At 34.8% G+C, this 13,275-nt stretch carries 12 protein-coding genes; 1 reads left to right on the top strand and 11 read right to left on the bottom strand.

The genetic code is table 11. The features are described 5' to 3' along the window. Positions 1–17 precede the first annotated feature (17 nt). The 4 genes from asnB to J0871_RS07555 form a co-directional block, all read right to left on the bottom strand. Complete coding sequence (gene asnB / locus J0871_RS07540) at positions 18–1,730, bottom strand: asparagine synthase (glutamine-hydrolyzing) (RefSeq protein WP_208224603.1); 1,713 nt, start codon at positions 1,728–1,730, stop codon at positions 18–20. Positions 1,731–1,902: 172 nt separating this feature from the next. Next, positions 1,903–2,595: an acylneuraminate cytidylyltransferase family protein gene (locus J0871_RS07545; protein ID WP_208224605.1), complete on the bottom strand. Its 693-nt coding sequence runs from the start codon at positions 2,593–2,595 to the stop codon at positions 1,903–1,905. 14 nt (positions 2,596–2,609) lie between these two features. Then, positions 2,610–3,767: a UDP-N-acetylglucosamine 2-epimerase gene (neuC, locus tag J0871_RS07550; RefSeq protein WP_208224607.1), complete on the bottom strand. Its 1,158-nt coding sequence runs from the start codon at positions 3,765–3,767 to the stop codon at positions 2,610–2,612. A gap of 542 nt (positions 3,768–4,309) precedes the next feature. Continuing rightward, on the bottom strand, positions 4,310–5,305 hold the full coding sequence (locus tag J0871_RS07555; RefSeq protein ID WP_208224609.1) for an N-acetylneuraminate synthase family protein: 996 nt from the start codon (positions 5,303–5,305) through the stop codon (positions 4,310–4,312). 233 nt (positions 5,306–5,538) lie between these two features. On the opposite strand from J0871_RS07555, the gene J0871_RS07560 reads away from it, so the two are divergent. Then, a complete protein-coding gene (locus tag J0871_RS07560) occupies positions 5,539–6,399 on the top strand; it encodes an ABC transporter permease (RefSeq protein WP_208224611.1) in 861 nt (286 codons plus the stop codon). Positions 6,400–6,582: 183 nt separating this feature from the next. Here J0871_RS07560 and J0871_RS07565 read toward each other — a convergent pair whose 3' ends face one another. Genes J0871_RS07565 through J0871_RS07595 form a run of 7 tightly spaced genes read right to left on the bottom strand, consistent with a single transcriptional unit; the run spans position 6,583 to position 13,255 of the window. After that, the gene (locus J0871_RS07565) at positions 6,583–7,383 is read right to left on the bottom strand and encodes a hypothetical protein (RefSeq protein ID WP_208224613.1); all 801 of its coding nucleotides are present in this window, start codon (positions 7,381–7,383) and stop codon (positions 6,583–6,585) included. Next, on the bottom strand, positions 7,376–8,242 hold the full coding sequence (locus J0871_RS07570) for an FkbM family methyltransferase (protein ID WP_208224615.1): 867 nt from the start codon (positions 8,240–8,242) through the stop codon (positions 7,376–7,378). Before J0871_RS07570 ends, J0871_RS07565 begins: the two co-directional genes overlap by 8 nt. A 31-nt stretch (positions 8,243–8,273) precedes the next feature. Next, positions 8,274–9,194: a glycosyltransferase family A protein gene (locus J0871_RS07575; RefSeq protein WP_208224617.1), complete on the bottom strand. Its 921-nt coding sequence runs from the start codon at positions 9,192–9,194 to the stop codon at positions 8,274–8,276. Between the two features lie 2 nt (positions 9,195–9,196). Then, a complete protein-coding gene (locus J0871_RS07580) occupies positions 9,197–10,216 on the bottom strand; it encodes a glycosyltransferase (RefSeq protein WP_208224619.1) in 1,020 nt (339 codons plus the stop codon). 24 nt (positions 10,217–10,240) lie between these two features. Next, on the bottom strand, positions 10,241–11,140 hold the full coding sequence (locus J0871_RS07585; RefSeq protein ID WP_208224621.1) for a glycosyltransferase family 2 protein: 900 nt from the start codon (positions 11,138–11,140) through the stop codon (positions 10,241–10,243). Next, complete coding sequence (locus tag J0871_RS07590; protein WP_208224623.1) at positions 11,137–12,087, bottom strand: glycosyltransferase family 2 protein; 951 nt, start codon at positions 12,085–12,087, stop codon at positions 11,137–11,139. The genes J0871_RS07585 and J0871_RS07590 overlap by 4 nt, the downstream gene beginning before the upstream one ends. Before the next feature lies 1 nt (position 12,088). Next, the gene (locus tag J0871_RS07595; protein ID WP_208224626.1) at positions 12,089–13,255 is read right to left on the bottom strand and encodes a glycosyltransferase; all 1,167 of its coding nucleotides are present in this window, start codon (positions 13,253–13,255) and stop codon (positions 12,089–12,091) included. Positions 13,256–13,275: the final 20 nt, after the last annotated feature.

Consider the following 13,275-nt stretch of genomic DNA (forward strand, 5'->3'; position numbering starts at 1 on the left):
GAACTAAGATTTACTTACTAATCTCCGATCAACAATCCTGTATTAATCCACTGCCAGATATGAAAACTGCTCTGGTTGTCTCCGGCTTGATAATTCCTCCATTCCTTTTGCATTTCCTCAAAATTTAACCAATCTGAGGCTTTGGAATATCTGATTTTTTCTAAATTTTCTTCTGTAAAGTCTTTTAGCTCGTTGCCCAGCCATTCCCTTTGTGGTGTCTGCAAAGGTCGTTTGGGTGCATAGCTTAGATCTTTCGGAGCTATCTCTTTAAGTATTTCCCTGATTAAAAATTTTTGAACTCCATTCGAAATTTTGTACTCTTTAGGCTGCGAAAAAGCAAATTCTACCATTCTGTAATCCAAAAAAGGTTCTCGCAATTCTGTACTATAAGCCATAGAAATCCGGTCGTTGAATCTTAGTGCTCGTGGTATTTTTGTATAAAAAAGATCTCGATATTGAAGATTTTGTAAATCCTGGTCAAAAGGGGTAGGATAAACTGGTTTTTCCGCCAGCTCACTAAAATCTTTTTTTAACACATTTCTTCGAAATGGATTTATTTTTCCGGTTCCTTGTATTGTAGCAGAGTGCCCGGAAGTTTGGTAGTAATCATAACCAGCCCATTGCTCGTCCATTCCCTGGCCATCCAATAGTACTTTTATTCCGTCTATTTTTGCTGCTTCGAATAAAGTAGCGTAAGCTAAAGTGGGTAAGCCGGCATAAGGCTCATCCTGAATGTCGCTTAAAAATTGTGCATTTTCAATAACATCAGTCGGTTGAATCTTTACCTTTTTTAGTGGATTCTGGGTAGTATCAATCATTTTCTCTACCCAAGGTAGTTCGTCATAATTTTCGTCGCCGGTAAAAAAAGTATAAGCCTGGATATTTTTGTTACCATGAAGACGATTTACCAAAGCTAATAAAAGTGAGCTATCCACGCCGCCACTTATATTAAAACCAATAGGCACATCAGCTCTAAACCTTAAGGAAATACTATCAGATAAAATTTCGAAATATGATTTCTTTGCTTCCTCAAAAGGCAAAATATGAGAATAGGATTTCAGGCCTTTTTCAAAATTATACCACTTGTTAAGCTTTAAATTTCCTTCGTGATATTCTAAGAAATGCCCTCCGGGAAGCTGCTGTATATTTTCGTAAAAAGTCTCCCCGGGCATTCCGTAAGAACCATAGACGAAATAATTTGCCCATACCTTTTCGTTAGGAGATTTTGCCCTTATGAGACTTTTTATCGCTTTAATCTCACTGCTGAAATAGAAGGCTTCATCTTCTTCAGAGAAAAAGAATGGTTTTACGCCAAATCTATCGCGTGCAGCAAATAGTTTTTTCTCATTGTTATCCCAAATAGCAAATGAAAACATACCATTGAGCTGATTTAGGCAGGATTTCCCCCAAACAATAAAAGCGGCCAGTAAAACTTCGGTATCAGATTCTGTTTTGAAACTATAGTTGGCCTTTAACTTCTGTTTTAATTCTATATAATTATAGATTTCACCATTAAAAGTGAGATGATAACGCCTGGAATTATCCGTAAATGGCTGATTAGCTTTTGCAGAAAGGTCAATGATGGACAGGCGATTATGTCCCAGGGCGCAATATCCGGGATCTACATATTCTCCGGTATGATCGGGGCCACGATGCTGCTGAAGTATCAGCATTTGCTGAAGCTTTTCATTATTAGGCTTTGCTGAAATAATTCCTGCGATTCCGCACATTGTTTTGTGTATTTTGTTATTTTCTAAACACTCTTCGCTCGCTATTTTTTGAAGTCTAATTTCGTCAAGCTGAACTTGTTTCAGCTTCTAATATAATAGTAAATCTAATTGAGTTAGATCCTGAAATAAATTCAGGATGACGAGTTTATTTTTGAGTTCACAGACCTCTCCTTCAACTTTTATTATCCAACAGTTCTTCCGCTTTTCTCCAATCTTCAGGGGTGTCAATATTTACATAAGGGGAAGCAGAAGTATTCACAAATCCTATCTTCTCACCAAAAAGGGAGTTTTCATTTAAAAGCACTTCTGTTTTAGTGATATAAATCGCGCCGTCCCTGTGATAAGCTTTTGGTAAATCCTGTCTTCGACTTATAATTTCTTCTTCCCCTGTAGCGATTTTTAAGCTTCCATGATCCTCTTCAAAAATCCAATGTGGATTAAAATGTTCAGGCACTTCCCTTACCGAAACCAACGAATCGAAATTACCATCTTTAAAATTTAGTATACATTCGTCTATCAATCCGGCTTTCCTAAATGGAGTAGTGGATTGTAATAAACAGACGGCATCAAAATTAATTCCTTTCTTCAGGTAGTAATTTAAGGCATGCTGAACAACTTCCAGGCTAGAACTGGAATCTTCAGCTAAATGCTCTGGGCGCTTAAAAGGAACTTCAAGTTTAAGGTGCCTGGCAATTTGAAAAATGTCTTCGTCGTCTGAGCTTAGAATAACTTTATTTAAGAGTTTTGAGTTTTTTGCCGATCCCACAGTGTACTGCAATAATGGCTTTCCGCCCAAAAGTTTAATGTTTTTACCCGGAATACCTTTGCTGCCACCGCGCGCTGGGATTAGACCTAAAATTTTCATACTGAAGCAGGTTTTTAATAGGTAATAGTTTTACTATATGTTAATTCTGAAGTGGCTAAAATATTAGCAATCTTTTTTCCTGAATCTCCATTTCCGTAGATTCCAGAAGATACAAAATGTTCGGTTTGGATTGCGCTTTCAGTAGCTTCTAAAATTTCATCTAAATTATAGTATACATCGGTGACATTGTTGGCTCGATTTCGGCGAAATTGTCGGTTTCCAATATTAACCACCGGTACTCCCAAATATGCACACTCCCTTAACCCTGCACTTGAATTGCCCACTAAAACTTTAGAATTCTTTAAGAGCCTTAAGAAATCTGTTGGCTCCATATTTTTAAAAAAATGAATGTTTTCCGGCTTTTCAAGTTCCCGGAAAGATCGTATTGCATTAGATGTCCCATCAGATCCTGCATCTACATTTGGCCAAAACCAGAAAGTTGGTAGGTCTAATTTTTTTATGGCCTTTAAAGTTTCGGTTATATGTGATTTTGCCTGTTGATATTCGGTAGTAACCGGATGCTGCATAACTACAATATAACCTGTTTTCCAGTTGAGTTTAGTACCCACACCCCCGTATTTTTCAATAGGATCAAAATCCAGTTCGGGATTTTCCAATATTTCTTTAGCCAAATCTATTGAAGGGCAGCCGGTGTTGATTACCTTTTCAGGGATTTCTCCCAGTTTTATTACACGTTCCCGGGCGTCTTCTGAAGCTACTAGATGGAGGTCAGCTAATTTGGTGTTAGCATGTCTTACTTTTTCATCAATGCTTCCTGTAACCTCTCCTCCCTGGATATGCACCAAGGGAATATTTTGATAGGCTGCGGCGATAGAAGTTGCGATTGTCTCAAACCTATCACCAATGGTAAGTACGGCGTCGGGTTTTAGGTTGTAAAATACATTGGTAAGTTCCATAACTCCCAGCCCTGTTGTTTTAGCCATGGTAGTAGGGTTTTCTCCTTCCAGTACCATAAATACTTTTGCAGCGATTTCAAAACCATCTCTTTCAATAAAATCTACCGCGTTTCCATAGCGATCTAATAAAGCTGATCCTGCAATTACCAATTGAAGCTCCAGCTCTGGATGCTCCTTTATTGCCGTGAGTGCAGTTTTTACCCTGCTGTAAGAAGGCCTGGCGGTAACAACAACACATATTTTTCTTTTGGGCATTTTCGGTTGTCAGTTGTGGGTTATCAGTTAATTTCTAGAACTCCTTCATTTGGTTGGAAGGCTGGTATCGCTAAAATAGCAAATCTGTTGTGAAATGCCGTTTTATTGTTTTTGTTTTTACCACTGGGTTGCCACACTGGAAACTGAATAGCCAAGAATGAACAACATTTTCTCTTTATTCTTGTTTCTTTTCGTCATTACGAGCGACGCAGGAGCGTGGTAATCTTATTTTATAAGTTTTTCGGTTGAACAAATTGCTTCAGTCGTTCCTCCAGTGCAATGATGGGGATTTTGCCTTTATTCTTGGCCTTGTTTCTCTTCGTCATTACGAGCGACGAAGGAGCGCGGTAATTTTTTGAATGAAGTTTTTTTGTATAATTTGGAAAGATTGCTTCAGTCGGTCATCCTTCGCAATGATGATTTTTTCTTAAATCAGTTGATAGTATATAGTTGGTAGACGCTAGAACCATAAAAAACTACAAACATAAACTGATAACAGAAAAATCTAAAACCCATAACTCAAAAATTGGCAAACCGAGTTTTTATCTAATATCCTCCTCTTTTAAAAACTCCCATTTTTCAAGATCCCTCTTTAACTTTTTACCCAATACCTTCTCAAATTCCGAAGCTGCAATACCATACCCTTTTGGTTTTTTTGTTTCCAGGTCATTGAAAGTGAGAACATGGCCTGCAGGCAGCGCTTTATTTGTTGCAAGTGATTTTTCAAAAATACTTTTTAATTCACTAAATGCGGAATTGTCATTTTTGTTAATTGGATTTACTTGTGCAAACTGAATTTTTTTTACTGCGGAAACAAGTTGTTTTATTTCATTCAATTCCAGAGAGGAACTAGTGTCGGGACCAAACATATCTCTACTAAATACAGCATGAAACTCCAAAATTTCTGCTCCTAAAGCGGTAGCAGCAATGCAGGTTTCAATTTTTCCTGAATGATCTGAATAGCCAACCGGAACATTATATCTTTCTTTCAATTCGCCGATAACATTCAGGCCATAATTTTGCGGCTGAGTAGGGTAAGCCGTTGTGCATTGTAGAATAGAATAATCAACTACTTTCTTCTTTAGAAATTCTACAGTACAGTCCAGCTCTTCAAAAGAGCTCATTCCGGAAGAAACAATCACTGGTTTACCTGTCCTGGTGATTTTTTCCAGCATCAGGAAATTGTTTACTTCTCCCGATCCTATCTTATATCGTTTAACCTCCAGTTTCTCCATAAGATCCACCGCTGCATTACTGAAAGGGGAAGCAAGAAATTCAATCCCAGTTTCATCGCAGTGTAATTTAAGTTCCTGCCATTGTTCAGGAGTAAACTCCATCCTTTTCCAGTACTCAAACCTGATTTTGTCCTGAGTAGAGAATTTAATCCTGAAAGGTTCGTATTCACTGCTTTCAGCCTCTGCAATATGAATCTGGAATTTAACAGCATCTACACCCGTTTTTGCAAGAGCATCTATGTAAGAATGAGCAATTCCCAAACTACCTTCATGGGCCTGACCTATTTCTGCAATTATAAACATATCTACATTGTTTGTTGTTTGCCGTTTGTTGTGTTGCTATATCTGAGAATTCAAAACTGAAAAACCATAAGTCGAGCTAAAATAGCAATTTTAGTGAAATAATATTCGTTTCACTTTCATTCAACAACCAAAACTGAGAGCTAAAAAATGAAATCGAAAACTTTTTCCTTCATTTATTCTACAATTCTTCAAACTTCGTATTTTAGCAACCACTATAAATTGCAAACTATATCGTGACAGAAGGAAACGAGGACTGGCTTTACGAAATAACCCCAAAGCGTAAGCTTATTGATCTTAATTTTAAAGAGATATGGCGGTATCGAGATTTGCTGATCCTCTTTGTTAAGCGGGATATTGTGACCGTATATAAGCAAACCATTTTAGGTCCACTGTGGTATTTTATCCAACCCCTCTTTACTTCTGTGATCTTTACCCTGGTGTTTAATAATATAGCCAGTATTCCCACCGGAAATGTACCTGCCTTTCTTTTTAATCTTACCGGGATCACCGCCTGGAACTATTTTAACCAATGTCTCACAGGAACTTCAAACACCTTTACCTCAAATGCGGGAATTTTCGGAAAGGTCTATTTTCCCAGAGTAATTATGCCTTTAAAGACTGTAATTTCTAATTTGTTTAAATTTGGAATTCAGCTGATAATATTAATTGTTTTCTATTTCTATTTTTTATTTAAAGGTGCTGAGTTAAGTCCTAATTCTAATATCTTTTTATTTCCGGTTTATGTATTAATGATGGCCTTACTGGGTTTGGGTGCAGGAATGACGATCTCTGCTTTTACAACAAAATATAGGGATTTAACCGTACTAATTGGTTTTGCCACCAGTTTGTTAATGTATATTTCAGCAGTTCCCTATCCATTAAGCGAAGTTTCAGAAAAAATGCCCGATTTTGCCTGGATAGTGCAATATAACCCTCTTACTCACATAATTGAAGGCTTTAGATATATGATCCTAAATACCGGTACTTTTACCTGGTTTGGATTTTCCTATACCTTGTTTATAGCTGTTATATTGTTTTTGATTGGACTAATAGTTTTTAACCGTACAGAAAAGAATTTTATTGATACCGTTTAATCCTTTTTATGAAGTTTGTATTCTTTAAAATTGAGCAAATAAGTTGATGAATTAGTTCAATTTCTTTTTTTGAGTTCACTTTGGAATTTAAAATATCACCATATCTATCACTTTTATTGCATCATTATAATAAGCGCTATACTGTAGCTTCCTTTCCAGTGTGTAATTAAAGTATTGGTGCAATTAGTTTTTTAGCTTTATTTTTATTTTTCTGATGGTTTTTTTACAGTACTCTTTTAAAGCAAAAAACCTGTCCTTAAAAATTACGGGATCTACAGTATTTTTCTGTTGTTGAGTTGTCTTTTCCAAAACCTTATCAATGCGGGCTGTGTGTTTCTTGTTACTCCCGTAGGTCCTTGCATACCAAGTGTGGTAAAGCAGTAAATCCCCGTTAGGCATAAACACAGAATTTGTAATGTTATCTTCTTGAAATGGCATTTCAGCCTTTAAAAAAAGAAACTTAAAATTTTTACGTCTTAACCAAAAATAGAAGCCGTAGTAAGGTTCATATAAGCTATCTACTGCATGACCAAAATTCAAGTGTTTTAGATCGTCTTTAAATTCTTTTGCAGATATATAATGGTTGGTTTTAATTTCTTTGAGATTAAAAACCTTTTCTATTTCAGAAAAATGTAGGATTGAGAAAAATGTGTTAATTGAATGAGGATTTTGATTTCGATGAGAAATCATTCCTCCATCCCTCACTCCACAAACAGAGTACTTATTCAGAGCCATATAATTAATTAGTTCAAATACTTTTGAATTATCTGCAAAAATAACATCTTCATCTGCCATTATTAGCCAGTCAATTTCTTTCCCTTTTAACTTTTTAAACATATAAAATATGCTATGAAGGCTATGCATTCCATTTGTGCCATCAATTACAAAGCGGGAAATGTCTTTAGGAAATAAAACAGATGTCTTTTTGTAAAGGTCAAAATTAGCTACGGTTGTTAAAATTGCAATATTCTTTTTTTCAGGCATCTTTCCAGGCTCTTATTAGTCCTCTTCTTAAAAACGGAGCTTTTATGTTTTTATCATAATAAAAGATCATATAACCGTTCGGCGTATTAATTTTATATTGATGGTTTCTCAGTAATTCTGAAAACACTTGAAAATCATCCTGTTTATGATATGTACAGACAGCAATCTTGAGATGAAACGGGCTTTGTAGAGTTTTCTGAAGACCTTCCAGAAGTTTATTTTCGTCTCCCTCAATGTCTGCTTTCACAAAAGTGAAGGGGTTATTCAAGTAAAAGTCGTCCAATGCTATGCTTGTTTCTTTGCTTTCATTAGAAACGAGTTTTTGTATAATTTCCACTTTGTTCTTCCAGGGTTCAAAAGTGGCTTTTAAGGGTTCAATCCATTCCGGATCTGACTCGAAGAGATAGATTTTGTCTACTTTATCTATTACACTTAAGGAAAAATTCCCTTCAGCAGCTCCTGCATCAACAACTACATCATTTTTATTTACACTAAATATTGAATTAAGATATTTATGGGGGGATGCATCATCCTGGTCAATTAATAAACCGTTGTAAAGCGATTTAATCCCGTTTTCACTCATTCTTCTTTTGAAATAAAGTCTTTTCTTTTCGTGAATTACATATTTCAAATCCTGGTCTTCGTCGTAATAAATCTGAACTTTTTGCTTGTCATAATTTTCTGTAAATTGATAAGGGAAAACTTTTAGCGGATTAACTTTAAGAAACTGCACAATTTCTAATTGCTCTGCAGTAACATTTGGTTGAGAATCATAAAAAGAGAGAATATTTTTTCTCAGTTTTATTAGATTTGCTTTATTTTTTCTTCTGGCAATAGCTGATGACAATTTTTTCTTCATCTCTACAGGGATTACCAAATTATATATTCTTTTAATTAGATATTTCATCTGTAGGTTTCCAATAGAGCTTTACCGGAGGTAATTGTTGATATTGGTTGAATTGTTTCTGGGTTAAAGCGCTTCTATTCTTAAGCAATTTAATAAAATTTTGTACAACATCTTTTAGTGCCAAAGACATAGCTGCAAGAGAATGTAAATCGCCACCAGCTATTTTAAGTTTAAGTTGCATCCAAATTGAATAAGAAAGTTTTTTTGGAATTTCTTTCCAGGGTAAGAATAGGAAATATAAATACCACCCAGAACGTAGAGAACGCCTTAGTCTTAGGGTATAATCCCTGTTTTTCTTTCTCTCTTTATTGTTTACACGATGATGAGTAAGTACCTGAGGCAGGTAATGAATTTCCCAGCCTTTCTTAAAAAAATGATAGGAAGCAAATTCTTCTTCCCCATAAAAGATAAACCAAGCAGGATAATTCGGGATCTTCTTCCACGCTTGCATTCGTATTGCGTGAGCACCCCCTGCGTAGTTTCTAACACGATGAGGTCTATCTTTAGAGATAGTGGTGGAGGGCTGGTTCTCACTCCAAAAAATCCTGAAACTTGCTACTGCACAAGCTTTTTCTTTTTCAAAATGAGATTGAATAATACGAAAAGGATCTTGGGTTAAAAAATTTAGGTCATCATCTAAAGAGATTGCATATTTAGTATTAACCTGTTTTAGTAGTTCATTTCTAGAAAATATGAGGCCTTTACTCACTTCGTTCCTGAAAATTGATGCCGAGGGATAAAATTTTTGAAGATATTCATAAGTTCCATCTACCGAACCATCATCGCAGACACTTAAATGCACCCCCTTTTTTAAATATGGTTCCAGCAAATTAAGAGTGTATTTAAGCTCTGGCAAACGATCTTTTGTTGTAATGAAAATTGAAAAGTCTCCGTAATACACCATTTCTAGAAAGATTTTCTCACCTCTTTGGGTAATCCTTTATGTTTTAAAAATAGCATCCTTATTTTATGGCTCTTGAGAGCTTTCTTCATTAATTTTTCTTTGAATTGAGCAAACAAACCCGGCTGCCTTACCTGGATATTTCCTAGATTTAAAGTTGGGTTTTCTTCCGTTCGTTCCTGAGAAATTAAGATTTTCTCCATCCAGTCTTCGTAAACATTGCCCAAATGATATGCGTAATTGTCATAAGTGGTAAGACGGTAACAGCCATTTTTTATTGCAAGGCTATCCAGTATCTGCTCACTTCCACCACCCATTTGAAAATCATTATATAAAGGGAAATTCAGGTTAAACAATTCTCTTCTGTAAGTAGCTACTGCGTGTCCTGATCCTACATTGGTAGTATGCCCATTTTGAGCTTTAAGCCCCAAGGTATATTTTAACCTGGCCTTCGGATAATTGGGCTTCCAGCCAATACTTTTATAAAAAGCTGCCAGCGCTTTAGCATTTTTTACTTCAACGAATTGAAGATTCTCATCCCATAATAATTCATAAAGTACATTTTCACTTTTATCCTGATAAGTCAAAAATTGGGGAATAAGTCCTACAATCCCTGCTTTTGGAATAGAATTAAATACTTTTACTGTCTCAGATTGCCAACCACTTAAAAATAGAATATCAGCATCTGTTATTGTAACTAATGGAATATCATGACCTCCAACTCCTTTAATTATTGCGTTTAACTTACCAATGTTTTCTGTTGTAATTAATTCCTGTACTTGCTGGGTGAGAAGTAGGTTCCGAAGGTAATCGTTTACCTCTCTACAACTGCCGTTATCAACAACACAAATAAAAGTTTTTGAGTGAGAGGTTTTGAAAAGGGATTTTAAACAGAGTTTTAATAATTTGAAAACATCTTCAAAATATCCATGGTGATGTGGAATATATACAGGAATCACCACCTGATGAGAAAATTTTGTTTCCTCCAGAGGGGTGTCCTTATAAGGATTATAACCTTTTCGCATATAGCATTTTTAAATATCCTTTTATTAATTTACTCGGAAGTAATTTTTTAAATAAGGAAGATCTATAAATTGAGTTAAAGATAGTATACCGAGCAACACGGCTTTAGGATTTGAATTTTTCATTGCATTTTTTATCCTGGCAATCGTCTTCCGTAAAAAATGTTGTCTCACTTGCTGAATGATTTGTAATCTTTCCGCTTCTTCTTTCACATTATTGAATACTAAAAGATCTGCTTTTATTAATGAGGAAAGAGATTTGTTTTCAGCTCTTCCGTTAATACTTTTTTCGTGGACTCTATAATAAAACAAGGATTTATTTATTACTTCATATGTAGGTTTTTTGGCGAGTAATCTGGAAAAGAATTCATAATCTTGTTTTCGTAGCAATTTTTCATTCCAGAGCTTTTTGCCTTCTAAAAAGGTTCGCTTAAACATTGGAGCATTGGTCTGAAAGTTAATTTTTCCTAAGGCATGGTCCACAATGGGATTTGTCGATTGAAGATTATCCCATTTTCCAACAATATTTTTAATACTGCCCTTAAAGTATTCTCCTTCGCAAACTACAAAATCAATGTTAGAATTCTCTAACTTTTCCTGTTTCAATTTTAAGAAATCGGGATGCATTAAATCATCGGCATCAAACCATTGAATATATTTACCTGTTGATTTTTGGAATCCATAATTGCGGCAGGCATTAGCACCTTTTTTATTTTTGAAAAGTGGTTGAAAAAAATTAAACTGAGGATTCTTCTTGCAGAATTCCCGAATAAATAACACCGATTTGTCATTTGAGCCGTCATCAACAATTATACATTCCCAATCTAAATACGATTGAGAAGCAATAGATTGTAAAGTTTTTTTTATGAGTATTGCCTGGTTAAATACTGGGATTATTATACTAACTATGGGTGAATTCTTTTTCAAGATATATACTCTTTTAGCCTTCTTAGCACCGGAAGATAGCGATAAGTGTCTTTTGATAAAAGCAACTCCGGGTATTTGATTAACTTCTTTAGAATAAAGGCTGTTAACTCAGATGATGAAGAAATAGCTTTCTTGGTTCTACAGGACCTTTCCCACAAAATTTTTCTTTTAATAGCCGGAATTTGATTCAGGAAAGACCAAGTCAACAGATTTTCAAACATTTTTTGATTATATATCTTATAAAGTGATTCTTTTTTAAAAGATACATTATCATCATGTATTCCTCTTATTGCAACCGGCTCTAAAATTTGTCCGGCAACTAACTTACCCATTAACGCCATTTTTACCCATAACTCGGTATCTTCTGCTACTACTAAACTCTCATTAAAATATCCTGTCTTATGAAGCAAAGATTTTTTTACTGTTAATCCAATTCCTGAAAAGTATCCCAAATGCCCAATGGGGTACATTAACCTAAATAGAAGCTCGGGTTGGATTGGTGCTGTTATGGTTGTAAGTTTAAACTTTTCTTCTTCTCCAACATTTGCTTTCCGGTAAAATTTAGCCCCTATTGCATTGTACACCCCATCGGTATTACTATCTTCCAAAAATCTAATAATGTCCCATTTAAATCTATTTGGTAAGAAGTAATCATCGGCATCTAGGAAAGCAATAAAAGGTGAATTTGCTTTAGAAATTCCCAAATTTTTTGATGCTGAACGACCATGGTTTTTTTTATCTTCATGCTGCCAGACCTGCACTTTTTTATTATATAATTCTATCTTCTTACATATTTCTAAAGAATTATCCTTACTTCCGTCCTCCACAATTATAACTTCGTTGACTTCCGGCTGGGCTACTGCCGAATCAATAGCTTTTTCAATATACAGTTCCGCATTATAAACGGGGATGATAACTGAAATACAAAAATCAAGATTACTTTTCATCTTACTTTAAAAGTTTTTTACATTCTTCTAAATAAGAATTACTTATTATTGCTCTTCTATAATTTTTGGAATATTTATCCCTATTTATTCTACTTATATTTAAAAGTTCTTCATTGCTAAATTGATTAACTCTTTCAATTAATTTTGATAAGGAATTTAGATTATTCACATCAAACCAAAAATCATTAGCGGTGTCTTTAAGTCGATCTTCCATAGCCCCTACTTTGGTTGAAAATATGATCTTCCCTGCAGCCATAGCTTCTATTCCAGTATAAGGTCCTGTTTCCCTATCATTTGACGGAATGACTAATATATCAATCCTTTCCATAAATTCATCTATTTGATCAACCAGTATTGCTCCATAGTATTCGCAGCTATTGGAACTCTCAATCGTTTTCAATATCTTTTCTTTATCCGGACCATCTCCGGCCATAATAAATTTCTCTGTTCGGGAAGAAAAGAAATCCGCTAATTCTATTCCACCTTTTTCTGAAGAGAATCTTCCCAGGAAGCCAAAAGTGAGTGGTTTGTTTATTGTTATAGGTAAATGGACCAATTTATCTTCTTGAAATGCATTTTGATCAATAATGGAAAAATTCTTTTTAAATGGTTTAAGTTGAATAGTGTTTTTTGGAGAGTGACAAATAAATTTATTTATGTGAGGTAGGGAAGATTTAATTTTTTCGGGAATTACTGCGATTTTTCCAGTAGGACGAAAAATTATAGGGGTGTTGTTTGCCTTACTATAATTAATTATTTCCTTTAAATATTCCGAATTGATTTGCATTAAAAGAAAGATCATGTCAGCATTCTCGACGGTTTGAGATATAACAGATTTTCTCTTATTAATTAAACCCGCTAACTTTTTATTTACTTTAGAATTAAGGTACTGCTCAGGTCTACCCTTAAAAAAATTTTTAATCCAGGATAAATAGGATAGAAATTTAATATTGTTATTGGAATCAAGAATTATCTTATCGAGAAATTGATAATCAGTTCCAATTAATGGAGAATTTGGGGTGATAACTGAATTATAGGACTCGGTGGAAAGAATTGAAACTCTATAGTATTGACATAAAGCCTCAAAGATTTCTCGAGCCTCAACAGCTCTTCCTCCTGTATATGCAATAGGACCAATGATTGTTACCTTTTTCTGAATAATATTCATTTCATAAAATTAGACAAGTT

Origin of the sequence: Salegentibacter sp. BDJ18 (genome assembly GCF_017579965.1) — a bacterium.
Lineage (GTDB): Bacteria > Bacteroidota > Bacteroidia > Flavobacteriales > Flavobacteriaceae > Salegentibacter.